This is a genomic window from Oceanicaulis sp. (genome assembly GCF_965284345.1).
Classification (GTDB): Bacteria; Pseudomonadota; Alphaproteobacteria; order Caulobacterales; family Maricaulaceae; genus Oceanicaulis; species Oceanicaulis alexandrii_A.
The window spans coordinates 2,812,641-2,830,098 of record NZ_OZ260073.1; the positions used below are offsets into that span (position 1 = coordinate 2,812,641).

14 protein-coding genes and 1 tRNA gene are annotated in these 17,458 nt (G+C 57.7%); 5 read left to right on the plus strand and 10 right to left on the minus strand.

Annotated features, from left to right (window positions below; genetic code table 11):
• Positions 1-65 precede the first annotated feature (65 nt).
• The 4 genes from hsdR to ACQ66J_RS13660 all read right to left on the minus strand — a co-directional run bounded on the left by hsdR (position 66) and on the right by ACQ66J_RS13660 (position 5,884).
• Positions 66-2,387, minus strand: a complete 2,322-nt coding sequence (gene hsdR / locus ACQ66J_RS13645; protein ID WP_430432060.1) for an EcoAI/FtnUII family type I restriction enzme subunit R — start codon at positions 2,385-2,387, stop codon at positions 66-68.
• 14 nt (positions 2,388-2,401) lie between these two features.
• Positions 2,402-3,652, minus strand: a complete 1,251-nt coding sequence (locus tag ACQ66J_RS13650) for a restriction endonuclease subunit S (RefSeq protein WP_430432061.1) — start codon at positions 3,650-3,652, stop codon at positions 2,402-2,404.
• Positions 3,649-5,100, minus strand: a complete 1,452-nt coding sequence (locus ACQ66J_RS13655) for an N-6 DNA methylase (protein ID WP_430432062.1) — start codon at positions 5,098-5,100, stop codon at positions 3,649-3,651. Before ACQ66J_RS13655 ends, ACQ66J_RS13650 begins: the two co-directional genes overlap by 4 nt.
• A 211-nt stretch (positions 5,101-5,311) precedes the next feature.
• On the minus strand, positions 5,312-5,884 hold the full coding sequence (locus ACQ66J_RS13660; protein WP_430432063.1) for a hypothetical protein: 573 nt from the start codon (positions 5,882-5,884) through the stop codon (positions 5,312-5,314).
• 181 nt (positions 5,885-6,065) lie between these two features.
• Between ACQ66J_RS13660 and ACQ66J_RS13665 the strand changes: the two genes are divergently transcribed.
• Entirely contained in the window at positions 6,066-6,641 is a 576-nt protein-coding gene (locus ACQ66J_RS13665) for a recombinase family protein (protein WP_430432064.1), read from the plus strand.
• A 497-nt stretch (positions 6,642-7,138) separates the two neighbouring features.
• Entirely contained in the window at positions 7,139-8,449 is a 1,311-nt protein-coding gene (locus ACQ66J_RS13670; protein WP_430432065.1) for a hypothetical protein, read from the plus strand.
• A 302-nt stretch (positions 8,450-8,751) separates the two neighbouring features.
• On the opposite strand, the gene ACQ66J_RS13675 is transcribed toward ACQ66J_RS13670, so the two are convergent.
• A complete protein-coding gene (locus ACQ66J_RS13675) occupies positions 8,752-10,080 on the minus strand; it encodes a site-specific integrase (protein WP_430432066.1) in 1,329 nt (442 codons plus the stop codon).
• A gap of 93 nt (positions 10,081-10,173) precedes the next feature.
• Positions 10,174-10,264 (minus strand) — tRNA-Ser (locus ACQ66J_RS13680).
• A gap of 146 nt (positions 10,265-10,410) precedes the next feature.
• Here ACQ66J_RS13680 and ACQ66J_RS13685 point away from each other — a divergent pair.
• Positions 10,411-11,469: a P-loop NTPase gene (locus ACQ66J_RS13685; RefSeq protein ID WP_430432067.1), complete on the plus strand. Its 1,059-nt coding sequence runs from the start codon at positions 10,411-10,413 to the stop codon at positions 11,467-11,469.
• Here the strand turns inward: ACQ66J_RS13685 and ACQ66J_RS13690 are convergent.
• A complete protein-coding gene (locus ACQ66J_RS13690) occupies positions 11,466-11,816 on the minus strand; it encodes a DUF1428 domain-containing protein (protein WP_430432068.1) in 351 nt (116 codons plus the stop codon). The two genes, ACQ66J_RS13685 and ACQ66J_RS13690, sit on opposite strands and share 4 nt — an antisense overlap.
• 167 nt (positions 11,817-11,983) lie before the next feature.
• Here ACQ66J_RS13690 and ACQ66J_RS13695 point away from each other — a divergent pair, with 167 nt between their 5' ends.
• Entirely contained in the window at positions 11,984-12,328 is a 345-nt protein-coding gene (locus ACQ66J_RS13695) for a rhodanese-like domain-containing protein (RefSeq protein WP_375549185.1), read from the plus strand.
• 72 nt (positions 12,329-12,400) lie between these two features.
• Here ACQ66J_RS13695 and ACQ66J_RS13700 read toward each other — a convergent pair whose 3' ends face one another.
• Genes ACQ66J_RS13700 through ACQ66J_RS13710 form a run of 3 tightly spaced genes read right to left on the minus strand, consistent with a single transcriptional unit; the run spans position 12,401 to position 14,898 of the window.
• Positions 12,401-13,330: an alpha/beta fold hydrolase gene (locus ACQ66J_RS13700; protein ID WP_430432069.1), complete on the minus strand. Its 930-nt coding sequence runs from the start codon at positions 13,328-13,330 to the stop codon at positions 12,401-12,403.
• A 12-nt stretch (positions 13,331-13,342) separates the two neighbouring features.
• Positions 13,343-14,209 carry an alpha/beta fold hydrolase gene (locus tag ACQ66J_RS13705; protein WP_430432070.1) on the minus strand — a complete coding sequence of 289 codons (867 nt, stop codon included), beginning with the start codon at positions 14,207-14,209 and terminating at the stop codon, positions 13,343-13,345.
• The gene (locus tag ACQ66J_RS13710; protein ID WP_375549182.1) at positions 14,206-14,898 is read right to left on the minus strand and encodes a TetR/AcrR family transcriptional regulator; all 693 of its coding nucleotides are present in this window, start codon (positions 14,896-14,898) and stop codon (positions 14,206-14,208) included. The genes ACQ66J_RS13705 and ACQ66J_RS13710 overlap by 4 nt, the downstream gene beginning before the upstream one ends.
• Before the next feature lie 211 nt (positions 14,899-15,109).
• Here ACQ66J_RS13710 and ACQ66J_RS13715 point away from each other — a divergent pair, with 211 nt between their 5' ends.
• Positions 15,110-17,437, plus strand: a complete 2,328-nt coding sequence (locus tag ACQ66J_RS13715) for a TonB-dependent receptor (RefSeq protein WP_430432258.1) — start codon at positions 15,110-15,112, stop codon at positions 17,435-17,437.
• Positions 17,438-17,458: the final 21 nt, after the last annotated feature.

Here is a 17,458-nt window from a genome sequence, read left to right on the forward strand (position 1 = left end):
GCTGCTCCAGTTGACGTATTGTGTGTCACAACGCCCTGGGAGGTGAACGGGTAGGGCGGTCTCGTTTATCGCGAATATATGTGGCGCTGGACGCCGATGAAGGCATCACGGATAAGCTTCAGGTCTCCACCCAGCGCGGCCTTGGCTTCACCGAGGGTGCCGAACTTGATCTGCAGGAATGGACTCAGGCGCTCAATGCCTAATTCCTGGGACCCTTCGCGTTCATAGGCGCTCAGGACGGCGTCCAGGAAGTCCCGCATCGCTCCTGCGTGCTCCTCAAGCCCGACGTTGCGAGCGGCGTCTGCACGCTCATGGCGGGTCTTGGGCTCCAAAGAGAAGCGTACATAGGCAAGCACGTCGAAGATGTCGCTATCCGCTGCATCCACCAGACGCTTCATGTCGTGGAGCTTGTCGCGGTCATAGCCTTTCTCTTCAAGGACGGTCATGAAGTGAGCGCGGGTTTCCGGATTGCTCCACTTCTCACGCAGCTCGTCCTCGCTCTCCACAAGGCTCGCCAGATCACCGAAGAGCATCTCCATAAACTCCTGGGCACTGACAGGGCGTCCCTGGAACCAGTAGCTCGTGGAGGCGATGAACTGAATTTTACGGACCTTACCGTCAGGCAGCTTGATTACGACCTTCTCGGTCGGCTCCTTATCATCACCCTCTTCCTCGCCCGTATCGTCTGCATCTCCGAGAGGCGCTGGGGGGCTCTCAGGCCGTGGTGTAGGCGCGACAGGCTCTAAAGGCTCACCATCCCACTCAGGGTCCTGGAAATGCTCATAGGCCTTCACGAAGTCGTAGATCGTGAAGAAGTCCTTCCCATCATAGACACGAGTGCCGCGCCCCACGATCTGTTTGAACTCGATCATGGACTTCACAGGACGCATCAGAACGATGTTCCGGACGTTCCGGGCATCAACCCCGGTCGAGAGCTTCTGTGATGTCGTGAGAATCGTCGGGATGGTCTTCTCGTTGTCCTGGAAGTCCCTCAGATGCTGTTCGCCCAGCTTGCCGTCATCGGCAGTCACCCGGCAGCAGTAGTTCACGTCAGGGAAGGGTTTGATCTCATTGATCAGGTCTCTCACCAGCGCCGCATGGTCCTGGGTGGCGCAGAACACGATGCTCTTCTGACGCGGATTGATCTGATCCATGAACTCCCGAATGCGGGCCATCTCACGCTCAGCGATCACGACGCGGGTGTTGAAGTCCCCTTCAGTGAAGACATCGCCAATCTCGACATCCCCCTGCAGCACCTCATCATCGCCGGTGAAGACGTACTCATCGATGGTCGAAGCCATCTGACGCACTTTGAAGGGGGTCAGGAAGCCATCCTCGATGCCGTCCTTGAGGGCGTAGGTGTAAACCGGTTCACCGAAGTAACTGTAGGTGTCCGCATTGTGCTTGCGCTTGGGTGTCGCGGTCAGGCCCAGCTGGGTAGCAGGCTCAAAATACTCAAGGATGCGCCGCCACTCGCTCTCATCCTTGGCACCGCCCCTGTGGCACTCATCGATGATGATGAAGTCAAAGAAGTCCGGCTCATAGCCCTGGAAGTTCGGCTCTCCATTACCGGCCATGAAGGTCTGGAAGATGGTGAAGAAGACGCTGGCATTCCTTGGTACACCGCCACGCTTGCGGATCGAGTCCGGTTCAATGCGAGCAATCGCGTCACTCTGGAAAGCTGAGAAGGAATTAAAAGCCTGATCTGCAAGGATGTTGCGGTCGGCCAGAAACAGAATGCGAGGGCGCCGCGTAGGCTCGCCTGTGATGTTCCATTTCGCGCCGAAGAGCTTCCAGGCGATCTGGAAGGCGATCGAGGTCTTGCCTGTCCCAGTCGCCAAGGTCAGCAAGATACGCTCTTGGCCTTTGGCGACAGCTTCTAGCGCGGCGTTGATGGCGTTGTGTTGATAGTAGCGCGGCTCCCACTTGCCGCCATCGGTTTCAAACCGCACCTCACCAAACCGGTCTCGCCACTCATTGGCTGTGCCGAACGTGCGGTCCCACAGTTCCTGGGGCGTCGGGAATGAAGACGTGAAGTCCCTCTCAGACCCACTGACCATGTCGATCTCGCGCCACTCAAGACCGTTGGACGCATAGGCGAAGCGTGTCTCTAGGCGCTGGGCATACTCCTTGGCTTGCCCCACGCCCTCCCGATGGCTGACCGACGCCTTTTTTGCTTCCAGTGTGGCGAGCTTCTGGCCTTTGTAGAACAGGACGTAATCGCAGGTGAGCGGATTGGCCCGCTTGCCGCCGATCTGGATACGCCCTGGGCAGATCACCTCCCGGCGAACCTTGGATCCAATTACGACACCCCAACCCGCAGCCTTCAAAGCAGGGGAGATGCGTTCAGCACGCGTGTCGGCTTCAGTTTCCAAGTGGATGGCCATCAGGGTACGCTAGCTCATGTCAGCTCGCCCGCGAAGGCCTTGGCGAGGATGGATTGGCGTAGTTCTAGAAGAGCAGCCAAGCTCCTTTCGTACCTATCCGCCGCGTTCGTTACCGCAGCTTCAAGCTCATCTATCATGCCGACTACTTCAGCCTGGCGATCAAGCTTCGGCAGGTGAACTGGCAACCGTTTAATGATGCCCATGTTAAGACCATCCATTACCGAGCCAGACGCCTCCCGTCCTAGATATGTACGGGCGGTGGGGCTGTGCAGGAAGTATCGGTGTAGGAACTTCGGCATGCACTTGTCCTTCTCCAGCGAAATGCAGCACAAGTGCTTGGTGTTGATTGCCGTTGGGATGTCATCCGGGATAACAGCACAACGTCCACAGGTGCCCATGATGGTTATAATCACATCACCAGGCCGAACTGTGTACCGCTGAAGTTCTCGATATTTGTCCTCGGTAATGTACCGGCGCTTTCGCCACTCGAAGCGGTTCGATACTGCGTTGTCGATGCCCAACACAGCGATCCCATCGTCTACGAACTCCGAATGACGTAGTTGGCTCCCGAACGGGCCGGTACGGATGGAGCCTTTCTCAGCGAGCGCAAGCTCCTCGACAGCGACCCTAGAGACCTCATTTTCGTTTTCCAGCTGTTGGAAAACCGCCGCTGATTGTCGGCTGAACAACTCCCGCGCACACGCAAGGTTCGCCTCGGCGTTTGCCTTGGCGCGGTCCAGACCCTCGAAAGCCTCGTCCAGTATCGCGACAATCCGCTGTTGTTCTTCAAGAGGCGGGAGGGGGATTTCGGAGGACTTAATGTTCTTGAGAATGATCCGCTTGATGGCGGCCCCGGTCATCTGGCCCGTGATGTTTTCGAAGCCTGCGTCGCTCTGGATGTAATAAACAAGAAAGCGGGGATCGAGTTTGCTTCGGTCCGGTTTGATTAGGCAGACGCTAGAAAGGAGGCTGATCGGCTCACGAAAGGTGTTAATCGTGACTTGTCCTGTGTTGGCACCGTCCTTGGTCAATAGGACATCACCGAACTCGACATTACAACGAGGGTAGATAGTGTCATGGAATTCGTGGCCGACGTAAGTAACGTTGTGCTCGTCCAGATACCAGTTTCGGATGTTCTTCGAGGTAACATATGGAAACGTGCCCGGCTCGCGAACAGAAACCGTTTTCTTAGGCGAGTGATGCGCTCCGTCCTGTATCTTTTCGCACACTTCTCCCAGCGCGACTGTCTCCCAACCCGCCTTCACAGCATCCCCCGAATATCTTCCAGAATTCGCGCGGTCTCGGCATCGCGGGCCAGCATCTCATCAATGATCTCTTCCGGGGACCGCAAAGGAGCATTCTCGGGCGCATTCGGATTCTTGACCGACAGATCAAAGGTGGCGAGGTCAAGGTCTGATGTAGCGACCGTCCAGCTTTTCTCACCTGTGGTGAAGTTCGCCTGAAGGTCGATGAACTCCCTGAGGTCTTCGTCATTGAGCGGATTGGTCTTGCCCAGGGCGCGACCGGGATCGAGCTGGTAATACCAGATGTCCTGGGTCGGCTTGCCCTTCTCAAAGAAGAGCACGACCGTCTTCACCCCAGCGCCCTGGAAGGTCTTTTGGGGGCAATCAAGGATGGTGTGGAGATTACAGACCTCCAGCAACTCCTTACGAACGGCGACCGAGGCGTTATCCGCATTCGACAAGACAGTGTTCTTGATGACGACCGCTGCACGCCCGCCGGTCTTCAGCTTCCGGATGAAGTGCTGCAGAAAGAGATAGGCCGTCTCTCCAGACTTGATGGGGAAGTTCTGCTGGACCTCCTTGCGTTCGCTACCGCCAAAGGGCGGGTTCGCAAGGATGATGTCAAAACGGTCCTTCTCTTGAATATCCATCACGTTCTCATTGAGCGTGTTGGTGTGGATGATGTTCGGCGCTTCGATCCCGTGCAGCACCATGTTCATGATGCCGATGATGTAGGCGAGGGACTTCTTCTCCTGACCATAGAAGGTGCGGCGCTGCAGGATGTCCCAGTCTTCCGCGCTATCGGTCATAGGACGCAGGAACTCGAACGCTTCACACAGGAAGCCCGCAGAGCCGACGGCTCCATCATAGATCGTCTCGCCGATCTGAGGCTCCAGGACCTGGATCATGGCGCGGATGAGGGAACGAGGCGTGTAATACTCGCCGCCATTGCGACCCGCATTGCCCATGCGCTTGATCCGGGCCTCATAGAGGTCTGACAGCTCGTGCTTACTGGCCTGGGTATTGAACTCAAGGCCGTCCACGATATCCAGAACGTCTCTCAGGATGTAGCCGGAGCGGAACTTGTTGACGATCTCTGTGAAGACCTCACCCACCTTGTATTCGATGGTGTCAGGGCCTGTGGCGGATTCCCTGAATCCGCTCAGATAGGGGAAGAGATCGGTATTCACGAACTCGATGAGGTCCGTGCCGGTCAACGCGGCGTTATGATCAAACTTGCCGTCTGCCGTCTTGGGGGCCGCCCAGGTGGACCAGCGATGCTCATTGTCGAAGATCGGCGTGTAGTCCCGTCCCTCCAGCGCCGCACGGTCCTCGCGGTCAGTCTCAAGGTCGTCGAGATACTTCAGAAAGAGAACCCAGGATGTCTGCTCGACATAATCCAGCTCAGACGCGGTGCCTTCCTCGGCCCGCAGAGCCTTGTCGATACTGTTGAAGGCGTTCTCGAACATGTGTCTCAGATTCCCCCCGTGGTCTGGGCACCTTGCTACCGAGCGTCCCAGCCCCAAGCAAGCATCTTGGCATACGACCGCAGATTGGGCTAACTGACCTGTGGGGACACATATTTTCCCAGAAATTCTGTCAGGCCATTTACATGGTCGCGAATAGGGTTTCTCCCCCTTGGGGGCAGCGTCACTCCGTCTGGATAATTAGAGGAGGGCGCTAGCTGGATTGTTTATTTCCTGGGTCGGTCCAGACCAAGTTTTTCAAATCTGATCTGATTCTTCTCAGCTCACTCCATACGCCTCCAACGGCGTTTTCGTGTTGTGAGGAGAGTAGAGAATGAATTCTCCTATCGATTTCAGGCAGGTGTAGGGATACTTCGTTAGATTGGTGTATTAAATCCCATATTTTAGTGCCGATAGAATCAGGAATAATTGATTCATATTTATTCATAAATGGTATGAGTTTATTTTCTAAGGTTCCAAGATGAAATGAAAACTCGAATATCATTTCCGAGTAATCAATGCTAGGGTGAGTCCGAAAGCTATCGATTTCGTTATAAATTCTTAAGAATTCCTTAGCTGCTTCGACTTGCATATTGTATAGAAATTCCTCCCTCCTTAGGGAGGCGCGTGCCCTCTCAAGTGAGTGATCTAATTCATTCTGCCATTCCTTAAGTCTCTTGTCGGCGTGGTAGTTGACAAGACTTTTAGCGCTAAATGTAAACGCTGCTCCAATAGCTGATGCGCCGCCCAAAAAACCTATTATTGAAGAAACCCAGTCCCAATCCATCTATCAGCCCCCGAAGATGAGTCACGCTGGTATGATCGCACACTTCGTAGTCTCCCAGACAAGTAGTATCTAACGGGACATCCCATAGCCTCCCGTGAGGTGTCCCAAATAAATGGTATTGACTTTTGGGACGCACCAGACTCTAACGTTTAAGAACCTATTGGGACACTTGGAGACGGACATGGGTCAACTTGTCGGATACGCGCGGACATCAACGGTCGATCAAGAGGCCAGCTTTGAGCACCAGCAGACCAAGCTGAAGGAAGCGGGATGCGAGAAGATATTCGCTGAGCAGGTGTCTGCTGTCTCAGCCGACCGGGATCAGTTCAAGCGGGCTCTCGATTATGTGCGTGAGGGAGATGTCCTGGTCGCTACCAAGCTGGACCGCATCGCCCGTTCGGTCACCGACCTCAGCAACACCGTCGAGTACCTGAAGGAGAGGGGTGTCGGTCTGCGCATTCTGGGAACCGACATCGACACCACGACGCCGCACGGCTCGCTAATGTTGAACATGCTGGGGGCATTCGCACAGTTCGAGCGGGACTTGCTGTTAGAACGCCAGCGCGTCGGTATCGCCAAGGCCAAGGCGGATGGGAAGTACAAAGGGCGCAAGCCTACGGCCCGTGAGCAGGCTGACCGGGTGCTGGCGCTGAGTGAGCAAGGCGTCGCTAAGTCGGAGATCGCCAAGCGCCTTGGGATTGGCCGGTCGTCGGTTTACCGGATCATTCAGGGGGCCGCTGAAGGCGTCTCTGGCTGAGCTAGTCGCACTTATATAGGACGAGCGTGAGGGCTCTCAGTGGGCTTCTATGGCCCATTGCGGGGCATTCTGCGGCCCTTGTCCCCCATATATGAGCACAGAGGGCTGAGATCGACGCCCTGATCGACCGCATCGCCTGACAGGTCCGCCTCGGTGACGCCAAGCGCGATCAATCCTTGGAACACTACCGCCTCGCCGGGGTAGCCTTGGTCGAACTAAAAGCGGCCTGTCCGCATGGTGAGTTCGGGAAGGTGAGTGCTCAAATCCGAAGTTTACTACGGATTTCCGAGCGCCGTTTGCAGCACCTCATGCGGCTCGCCCGTGAGTGGCCCTGCACATGGGACCGTTGGCAGGAAATCTGCGGCAATGGTCATCCCAGCAGGCTTAGCGCCTAGTCCCACTTACTAGAACAGACACAGCAAGATTTAGACGGCTCGCCCTTCGGGGTGTCTTAGCCATAGACGCCATATTTCAACATGGAGAAAGGAGACGCACGCATGGATTCATCCACGGGTGACGCCAAGGTTGCGCCAGAGGACAAAGAAAAATGGATGAACACGCAATGGCGTCCAGCGTCAGAGAAAATGGAAGAGGTCATAGCGGTCGTATTGGCCGATGTGGTGGCTTCTGAGAGCCGACAGCGAGCTATACAGGCTAGGCACTATCCGCAGTTCGAATGCTCTCTCACGGGGCTGATATGTGCCGTAGCAGAGCATTGGGCTTCAGGCGAACCGGGATGGCTCTACACGACGCGGTCTCGAAGCAAGACCAAGGGTAGCCGGTATCGCCCCCAGATTTACTCTGCGTCTTACCCGAAGCTCCAGGATGAGCTTTCCGAGTGCGGCTGGATCGACCTTCGGAAAGGCGATCAGGGGCCTGAATCAGTCCTCAAGAGCAGGACGACACTCAGGGCCAGCCCTCGGTTGAGACAGCTCCTCACTGAGCACGACATCTCATTTTACGACTTCCAGCTTGCGCCAGTCTCCGAGGTGATCGAGCTACGTACAACAAAGGACTTCAAATCGAAGGAGTATGAGCTGGTCGAGTATTCGGACACAGATGAGGCGCTCAAGATGCGTGCCCAGATGGACCGGATACACGCTGCTTTGCTCGACGCTGACATTGTCTGTATCGACACCGACTGCGACGACCGACAAAGGACGATGAAGCGGATATTCAACAATAGCGATTTGTCATGTGCAGGTCGTCTTTACGGCGGGTTCTGGCAGCCGATGTCAGACACGCAACGTTTGGAAGAGATCAGCATAAACGGCGAGGACGTAGCGATCCTGGATTATGACCAGATGTCGCTTGCAATCGCCTATGGCCTGAGCGGACTGCCGTTGCCTGAAGGTGACCTTTACCTGATCGACGGGTTAAGCCGTCTGGTGGACAGAGAGCCCAGACCGACCGTGAAGCAAGTCGTCAACGCTATGTTCAACCGAAAGACCCCTTTGACGGAGTACCCTAAGGGTGTCGCTCCGTTGACCTATCAGGGCGGTGAGGAGGTCTATCCGGCCAGGTGGTTAGCTGAGGCCATTCGAGAGAAGCATGCCCCCATAGCCGATTGGTTCGAGCAGGGGCGGGGGCTGGAGCTTCAGCGTCGGGACAGCGACATCGCTGTTGATGTCCTTCTAAAGCTAATCGACGATGGAATTGTTGCCCTTCCAGTCCATGACGCCTTCATCGTTCCTCTGTCCAAGAAGGATTATGTGCGGTCAGTGATGATCGACACCTTCCAGGAGCACATAGGAGGTGAGGTCAAGGTCTCAGAGAAGCTCCCTCCAATCATCTCGATTGCAGCTTAATAGCTCTGACCAAAAGTCCCCTCAGTCTCCCTTCCTTCATCCTTCTTCCTTTTGAGGAAGGAGAGAAGAGACAATGACTAAGAGCTATAACTAGGGGTAACTGGGGGTTCCCATTAAGTGGACACCTTAAGGGCATCCTCTCTCACAACTCACTATCACTCGAAAGCTGAAGAATGCCCTCAGGGGGACTTCTAGATACCTAGCTAACTCAAGGTAACTGGAGTCCCCATCCAGTAGGGAGCGAAAGGGGATGCTAAGTCTCACTTGCTCACTCCTTGCTAGTTGGGCGCTCCTGTTAGGAATCACTTCTGCCAGTAGGTCTTCAAGATTTCCTCGGTCACTTTCGCTTGCATCTCAGATTTTCTCTCGGCGTGAGGGCCTGCCGAATAGGTATCTAGAGCCAAGTATCCTGATTTGCGCCTTTGAAGGCGGTCGATTTCCTCAGGCATTAGACCAGCATTCTCGGCAGCGGTCGCATGGACGCGCCTAAGTGAATGGTTGTCGACCTCACATGGGCCATCCAGGGGCATTCCAAGAGCTTTCCTGTAGCGATATCTCAAAGTCTTGGCGACATTATGCGAGTAGCCCTGCTCGCCAGCTACCAATTCATCAAATAACCGATCCTTGGCGGTTTTCCCTTCTATCCGACGGGCAATGATAGCTAATGAACCTTTTTCGATAACCGGTATCCAGTGTTTACTTTTCTCGCCAGGCTTGCCGTGTAGGGCGTGAAAACCTGTTATGCATCCAAGATCATTGAACGTAATCCTCTCGACCGTAAGCGAGCAGACTTCATCAATCCTCAAACCGGTGAAAACTAGAACTTGAAAAAGGTCTTGATGAACTGTGTCTGGTTTAGAATGTAGGTGTTTGTGGATGTCTTTGATTTCTTCTGGGCTAAAGGGACGTGGGTCTCGTGTGCTCTCGTTCCTTACGCTTAGTCCAGCCCATATGTTGTCGGTCGCATGACCGCGTCTCTTTCCCCACTTCCAGAGTGATGAAAGGGCTGAGATTTTCGAGTTTATGGTCTGAGGTGCAGCGCCTGAATCTTTCAAATGAGCCACAAAGTCATCAGCGTCTTGAACCCTTATGCTAGTTAGCTCAGCCGACGGGTCCCACCACCAGTCCGCAAATTCTGAGATTGCTTGCCGACTTTTCTTGATGGTTCTCTCTTTTAGCTTGCCCTGTATCCTAAGATACGCTTCGAATTGATCTGCTACGCTCTCTAATGTGAGTACGCCTGAGGCTTCGCGGTGCCAGGCTCTGGCTGTCTCAATTCCATGGGTCTCAGCAATTTCCTCAGCTATGTCGTATGCCAGTGGATGGGTGCTGTCATAAGTCTGCACGGTTTCCTGGCGGCCATCTTTTTCGACCGTTTCGTGTTGCACTAAGGGTGCCTTCAAGACGTAACCTTGAGGATTAGGCAGGCTGAACACTTCGCGCGTTAACTCAGGCAGCATCGAAACCGCCTTTCGTCGCGCTTCTTGACGGTCGCCAGTACCTAAAGCCCGGACAATTTCAGACTTTGGGTTGCCAGCGGATGTCAGGTGCATGTGCTGGAGTTCAGGTGGGATGTAGACGCGGATGGAGTAGAGATTCTTCTTACCGCGCTTCTTCAGGTCCCAATTCAACGGTCTCATGCTCCGAATTTATTGTACCGGTGGGGTGCGAGTCAACACGGTACGTATTCGGTAAGCTGTTGATATATCTAGGAAAAAGAAGGCTGGCGGAGACGAAGGGATTCGAACCCTCGATACCCTTTTGAGGTATACTCCCTTAGCAGGGGAGCGCCTTCGACCACTCGGCCACGTCTCCACTAACCGGTGTAGCCGGGCTTGCGCCTTGCGATCAAGTCGCTCGCGCCCCTCAGCTGCAGTTTATGCTGCAATGGGCTGGTTATAAGTGCGCTTGGCTTTGCGTTCAGGGCCTGGCTCGCCTATCTCACCTGCATGAACGATATCGTGCTCAACGCTCTCGCCTCCGTCGCTGATCCGGCCACCGGGGCGCCTCTGAACCGGTCTGACCGCATTGACGGCGCGGATTTGCGCGACGGCGTGGCGACGCTGGTGCTCAAACCCGGCGGGGCCGATGAAGATGCGGGCGCCTTGCGGCAGGCCATCCAGGCGGCGCTGACCGCGCACCCCGAGATCGAGCGGGCGCGCGTGATCATCGAGGCGTCGTTGAGCGCCAAAACCCCAAAACCCGCCAAGTCTGAAGCCGCCGCGCCAAAAGCGCCGGCCAAAGCCGTCATCGCTGTGGCGTCGGGCAAGGGCGGGGTGGGTAAATCCACCACAGCGGCCAATCTGGCGGCGGCGTGCGTGAAGATGGGTTTGTCGGTGGGTTTGATGGATGCCGATGTCTATGGCCCGAGCGCGCCACGCATTTTCGGCCTGACGGGCGCGCCCGGTTTGCAAAAGACTGATGGCGGCATCGAGCCGCTGGAAGCGCATGGCGTAAAGCTCGTCTCGATGGGCTTTTTAGTAGGCGAGCGCGATCCGGTGGTCTGGCGCGGTCCTATGGTGACAGGCGCGATCCGTCAGTTCCTGACCGAGGTGAACTGGGGCGACCTTGACGTTTTGATCATCGACATGCCGCCCGGCACCGGCGATGCGCAGCTGGCGATCGCTCAGAGCGCGCCAATTTCGGGCGTGGTGATCGTCTCCACCCCGCAAACCCTGGCGCTGGATGATGCGCGCAAGGCGGTGGCGCTGTTTGACCGCACCGCTATCCCGATCCTCGGCATTGTCGAGAATATGAGCTTTTTCCTGTGTCCGTCCTGCGGCGAGGGGACCGAGATTTTCGGGCGGGGCGGCGCGCGTGCGGAAGCCGAGCTTCTGGGCGTGCCTTTCCTGGGTGAGATTCCGCTGCATCCCGAATTGCGTGAAGCCAGCGATGAAGGCCGGCTGGTGGCGTCAGGCGACGGCCCGGTCGCCAAGGCCTTCCATCGCGCCGCGTCGGGCATGTTGCATGCCCTTGAAGGCGCGCACCGGCCGGCGCCCGAAATCGTCTTCGAAGACTAAAGCTCTACAATCGGAACGAAGCCGCCGAAGATCATGCGCTTGCCGTCAAACGGCATATCGCCCAAGGCGTCCATACGCGGGTCTTCCATGATTTTTGCCCAGCCGGCGTCTCGACTCGCCTTGTCTGGCCAGATCATCCAGGAAAAGATCACGGTTTCTCCCTCCTGCAGCTTCACAGCCATGGGAAAAGACGTCAGCTGACCTGCCGGAACATCGTCGCCCCAGCACTCCACCAGCGACAGCAGGCCGTACTCCTTGAAGATTTCACCGGATCGAAGTGCAAACTCGCGATAGGCCTCCTTGTTCGCGTTCGGAACAGCTGCCGCCACACCTTCAACATAGGCCATATGCACCTCCCCTGTTGGGGGATCAGCATAACAAATCCAGCCCCTCTCAGCGACGCAAAACGTTCAGGCTTGAAAAACAGCCGCGGGGCTTGTGCGCGCTCTCAAACTTGTCAAAATTGATAATTGATGGAGCGCGCGGCGCGCACGAGCTTTATGGAGTGCTGAAAATGGAAAACTGGTCCCCGGAGCAGGTCGAGAAAGCCCTGAAGGCAGGCGAGATCATCCTCGTGGATGTGCGCGAACCGGGCGAGTATGAAAACGAGCGCATTCCCGGCGCGCTGCTCTTGCCGTTGTCGACCTTTGATCCGGCGGCGCTGCCGACCGGGCAGGGGCGCAAGGTGGTGCTGCATTGCGCGGCGGGCGGTCGCTCCGGCAAGGCCCTCCAGGCGTGCGCCGCCGCCGGGTCTGAAGTGATCACGCATATGGAAGGCGGCATGGGCGCGTGGAAGGCGTCTGGGCTCGCCTATTACCAGATCGAACCGTCTACCGGGCAGATGGTTTTGAAAAGCTGACAGGCTCAGTTTTCAAACGAAAAAGGGCGCGCATTCATTTGCGCGCCCTTTATTGTTGGAGGATGCGCCGGATTAGTCGTTGAGGAAATCGCGCACCAGTTCGGCGGTCTCAACCGGCCATTCCTCCATGGGGACATGGCCGGTGTTCTGCATCAGCACCAGCCGCGAATTCGCGATGGCGGCGTCAAAGCGCGGGCCATGGGTGGCCGGGATCATCGCATCATTGCTCCCCCATACGATCAAGGTCGGTGCGGCGATGCGGGCGAGGTCCGGGTTCGGATCGGGCAGGGTGAACTGCTCGATGCGCTCGATCAGCGCCTGACCATTGCCCTCGACCCGCATCATGGCGCGGATGCGCTCAAGCTGCTCGGGCGTGATGCGTGAGGGATCGGCGTAGAGGGTGGAGGTCGCATAGGCGACGCCGGCTTCCGGCGCCAGAGTGAGATAGGCGCGCATGGCGTCTGGAAGCGGGGCGGGCTCGTCACCGACACCCAGATTGGGATAGCCGCCCGGATCGATCAAAATCAGATCATCCACACGATCAGGATGCTCCGCCGCATAGCGCCAGGCCACCAGCCCGCCCAGCGAGTTGCCGCCGATGGCGAAGCTCTCCGGCGCAATCACATCCAGAAGGGCGCTGACCTGTGCAACCGTGTCCGTCACCGAATAGGCCTGATCGGCGCGCGGCCCTGTCAATCCGTGACCGGGCAGATCAAACCGGATGATGCGATGCTCGGTGTCCAGTTCGGCGGCCATCGCGTCCCAGGCTTCAAGTGAATGACTGAAGCCATGGATCAGGACGAGGGCCGGAGCGTCTTCAGGGCCGCTTTCGCGCACGCGCCAGTCTTCGCCGCTCACTGTGACGAAGCGGTCTTGCTCCGTCATCCACTGTTGGCTGACGGCGTCCATGTCGAGCGGACGGAAGGTCCAGGCGAAAAAGGCGATCACCAGAACCGCCAGCAGGATCAACCCGCCCAGAATACGCAGCAGCATGTCAGTCATTCCTCAGATGCCTCAGTCCAGACGGGTCAGGAAGGCCTTGATCGGCTCCAGCGCCGCCGGTTCGGTCAATAGGGGAGCATGGCCGACATCGGGAACCTGGGCCAGCTCCATCGCGCCATGGCGATGTGACATTTCATTGACACACTCCATGGCCAGAAGGTCGGAAATGGCGCCGCGCACCAGCAAGAGCGGCGTGCCCTTCAAGCCTTCAAAGAACGGCCAGAGGTCCGGCGGCGCCACATCGCCGTCCTTGACGGGTTTGGAGATGTTGGCGTCGTAATCAAGCACGATCTCGCCGGTGTCGATGGACCGGCAGGTGCGTTTGGCGAACGCGATCCAGAACTCCGTGCCGGTCTCGTTCGGGAAGGCGACGCCGTTGATGGCGCGCAAGGCTTCGCCGGCTTCTTCCCAATTGGCGAAGCGTCCGGCCCCGCCCACATAGCCCTGGATGCGGGTCAGGCCGACCGGGTCGAGCTCCGGGCCGATATCATTGATCACCGCGCCCGTCAGAAGCCCGGGGGCGACCGTGGACAGGATCATCGTCATCAGACCGCCCATGGAGGTGCCGACGGAGATCACCTTCTCCCAGCCCAGCTCATGCAGAATGCCTTGAACATCCTCGACATATTTAGCCGGATTATAGTTTTCGATCTGGGTGTCATAGTCCGACTTGCCACGTCCGCGGACATCCACAGCCACGACCGTGCGGCCCATCTCGGCGATGATCGGCGCCAGATCTTCGAAATCGCGGCTGTTGCGCGTCAGGCCATGCAGGCAGATGACCGGCGTCTTGCCGCTGTCGCCCTGTGCGGGATAGCGCCGGTAATAGGTGCGGACGCCATCGGGAGCGGTGAAGTAATGCTCTGAAAACGGGGTCATGAAACCGTCTCGGCCTCCTGCTTCTTGTTCGATTGACGCTGCGCCAGACGCTGGAAGCCGGCTGCCAGAAATTCGGGCATGCGCTCGGTCACCGCTTCAAGGTCGCTCGATTTGCACAGACCGCCAGACAAGGCGTCTACGCGCCCGGTGTCGGCGAAGGTCAGAACCAGCGCGCCGGACAGGAAGTGATAACTCCAGAACAGCTCTTCTTCAGGGGCGTCGGGCAGGGCGCGCCGGACGGCGTCCAGAAAATGACGAACGATCGGATCAAAATATTTGGACATGATCGCCACGCCCCATTCGGGCGAGTTGGTGACCTGGCCCACAAGCGCGAAATAGCTTTTCCAGCCTGGGCCGCCATTGGCGCTGCGGTCCAAGAGCGGATGAGTGAAGGCGTGAATGATCGCTTCCAGCGTCGGGCCGTCCGGGCCGGCATTGGCCTCGCACGCTTCCAGCTCGGCGAGGCGAATCGTATTCAGCTCCTCGGCGCGGCGCAGAAGGACAGCGTCAAACAATTCGCGCTTCCCGCCGAAATAATAGGCCACAAGCGCCGGGTCGCTGTCCGCCTGGCGGGCGATGGCGCGCACCGTGACGCCATGAAAGCCCTTTTCGGCGAACAAGCACTCTGCAGCGTCAAGAAGGCGAGTGCGGGTGCGTTCGCCCCGGCGCGTTCCTCCGGCGTCAGTCATGATGTTGGTCCTCCCATAAGCCCTTTTAGAGCCCGGAGCCTTGGATTGACCAGACTTTGCCTGTGTCCGGGCCTGTGTCTGGGAAGCCTCAGCCCTTCTGTTTGTTGTGACCAAAGTCCTAATGGTTCTTGACTTTTCATTCAACGTTGAATTTACCTCATGCAAAAGCTCATAGAGGCTTCTGTTCACAGGGAGGGATAACCCCATGACTATGAAACGCACCGTTTTGAGTGCGGCCGCATTGCTCGTATCTGCGTCCGCCCTGCCTTTCGCCGCTACGGCCATCGCCCAGGAGACCGGCGCTTCCAACGGCCCGGTCCGCGACGTTGTGACCGTCACCGCGCGCCGCCGCGAAGAAACGCTCACAGATGTTCCGATTTCCGTCACCGCCTTCTCCGGCGATCAGCTGGACGCTCTTGGCGCGCAGGACATCACGGCTGTCGGTCAGGTGACCCCGAACGTGACGCTGGAAGTGTCGCGCGGCACCAACACCACGCTCAGCGCCTTTATTCGCGGCGTGGGCCAGCAGGATCCGGTCGCAGGTTTTGAAGCCGGCGTGGGGATTTATCTCGACGACGTCTACCTGAACCGGCCCCAGGCTGCGGTTCTGGACATCTATGACGTGGAGCGTATCGAGGTTCTGCGTGGTCCGCAGGGCACGCTCTATGGCCGCAACACTATTGGCGGCGCCGTCAAATACGTCACGCGCGGCCTGTCAGACGAGCCGACCGCCAGCGTCCGCGTGAATGTGGGCAGCTATAACCAGCTGGACGTCATTGCATCCGCGTCTACCCCGCTCACCGATACGGTGCGTGTCGGCGGCGCATTGGCGCGTCTGTCGCACGAAGGTTATGGCGACAATCTCTACAACGGCATTGATAACTACAATAAATCAGTCTGGGCTGGACGGCTCTCAGCGGAGTTTGATCTCACCGAAAACTTCCAGGTTCGGGTCGCGGCTGATTATACCGATGACGCATCCAATGCGCGTCAGGGCCATCGTCTGATCCCCGATCAGTTCCCGACCTTCGACTATCCGGTTCTCGATGACGAGTTTGATACGCGCGCCGGTCTCGATTTCCCCGAGCAGTCTGTTGAAGCGTATGGCGGCTCCATCACGGCGGAATGGATGGTCAATGACTCCATCACACTGAAGTCGATCACCGCCTATCGCGAAGATGAAAGCACCACGCCCATCGACTTTGATTCGCTGCCTGAAGCGGATCTGGACGTGCCGGCGATCTACGAGAACGACCAGTTCTCTCAGGAATTCCAGATGCAGTATTCCGGCGACCGCCTGAACGGCGTTGTCGGCGCATATTATCTGGACGCCAACGCCTCCACGGCGTTTGACGTGATCCTGGCGACCACCGGCGCGATCATCGGTCTGCCGGGTCTGAACGCTCAGACCTTTGGCGATGTGTCGACGGAAACCTGGTCTGTGTTCGCAGACTTCACCTATGACCTGACTGACACGCTCGAGCTGTCTTTGGGCGCGCGCTACACCGAGGACGAACGGTCTTCCATCGTGCGCCGCACCACCTTTATCGGCGGCGCCTCCGACCTGTTTGGCGGCAGCGCGGTTCCGATTGCGGTGACCTCTGACTTCAATGGCACGGCGGATTTTGACGACTTCTCCCCGCGTGCGTCTCTGGCCTGGTCCTTTGCAGACGGTCAGAACGTCTATGCGACCTATTCCCAAGGCTTCAAGGGCGGCGGGTTCGATCCGCGCGGCCAGACCAGCGCTGCACCGGATTTTGACGGCGATGGTTCGGTGTCGAGCGGCGAAGTCTTCCAGTTCATGCAGTTCGACCCTGAAGACGTGGACAGCTATGAGCTGGGCTGGAAAGCCGATTGGGGCAATGGCTGGCGCCACTCTCTGGCCGTGTTCCAGATGGATTACACCGATGTTCAGGTTCCAGGTTCTGTCGGCGTGGACACCGATGGCGACGGCGTGGCCGACACCTTCACGGGCGTCACCACCAACGCCGGCGAAGCGACCTTGCGCGGCGTGGAGTTCGAACTCTCCGGCGCCTGGGAGACCAACGCCTTCGTCGACGGCGATTACATGAGCCTGAACGCGACTGTGGGTCTGCTGGACGGTGAGTATGATCAGTTCATCAATGCTTTCGGTCAGGACATCTCAGACCAGGCCTCGATCCAGAACACGCCCGATACGACCGCGTCTCTGTCGCTGGGCTATAGCGTGCCGGTTTACTCTGGTGAGCTGAACCTTCTGAGCACGATCTCCTATCGCAGCGAGTCCCAGCAGTTCGAGCTGGCGAGCCCGCTGATCGATCAGGACGCCTACACGCTGTGGAACGCCAGCGCCGTCTGGAATTCCGACGACGGCACCTGGTCTGCGGGTCTGTACGGCCGCAACCTGACCGACGAACGGTACAAAGTCGCAGGCTATGACTTCGTCGATTACTCAAGTAATAGCGGTCCGTTCACCCCGACTCTGGGCCTTGAAGGCACGCTGACCGCTTTCTACGGCGATCCGCGCACCGTGACGGCTTCGATCACGTACCGCTACTAGTCGCGCCCAAGGTGAGAACGC

Bases quoted from the DNA above. Each gene is read 5' to 3' on its own strand.
- ACQ66J_RS13715 (WP_430432258.1), top strand. From the start codon at position 15,110: ATGAAACGCACCGTTTTGAGTGCGGCCGCATTGCTCGTATCTGCGTCC.
- ACQ66J_RS13700 (WP_430432069.1), bottom strand. From the start codon at position 13,330: ATGACTGACATGCTGCTGCGTATTCTGGGCGGGTTGATCCTGCTGGCG.
- ACQ66J_RS13665 (WP_430432064.1), top strand. From the start codon at position 6,066: ATGGGTCAACTTGTCGGATACGCGCGGACATCAACGGTCGATCAAGAG.
- ACQ66J_RS13705 (WP_430432070.1), bottom strand. From the start codon at position 14,209: ATGACCCCGTTTTCAGAGCATTACTTCACCGCTCCCGATGGCGTCCGC.
- ACQ66J_RS13710 (WP_375549182.1), bottom strand. From the start codon at position 14,898: ATGACTGACGCCGGAGGAACGCGCCGGGGCGAACGCACCCGCACTCGC.
- ACQ66J_RS13695 (WP_375549185.1), top strand. From the start codon at position 11,984: ATGGAAAACTGGTCCCCGGAGCAGGTCGAGAAAGCCCTGAAGGCAGGC.
- hsdR (WP_430432060.1), bottom strand. From the start codon at position 2,387: ATGGCCATCCACTTGGAAACTGAAGCCGACACGCGTGCTGAACGCATC.
- ACQ66J_RS13655 (WP_430432062.1), bottom strand. From the start codon at position 5,100: ATGTTCGAGAACGCCTTCAACAGTATCGACAAGGCTCTGCGGGCCGAG.
- ACQ66J_RS13660 (WP_430432063.1), bottom strand. From the start codon at position 5,884: ATGGATTGGGACTGGGTTTCTTCAATAATAGGTTTTTTGGGCGGCGCA.
- ACQ66J_RS13690 (WP_430432068.1), bottom strand. From the start codon at position 11,816: ATGGCCTATGTTGAAGGTGTGGCGGCAGCTGTTCCGAACGCGAACAAG.
- ACQ66J_RS13670 (WP_430432065.1), top strand. From the start codon at position 7,139: ATGGATTCATCCACGGGTGACGCCAAGGTTGCGCCAGAGGACAAAGAA.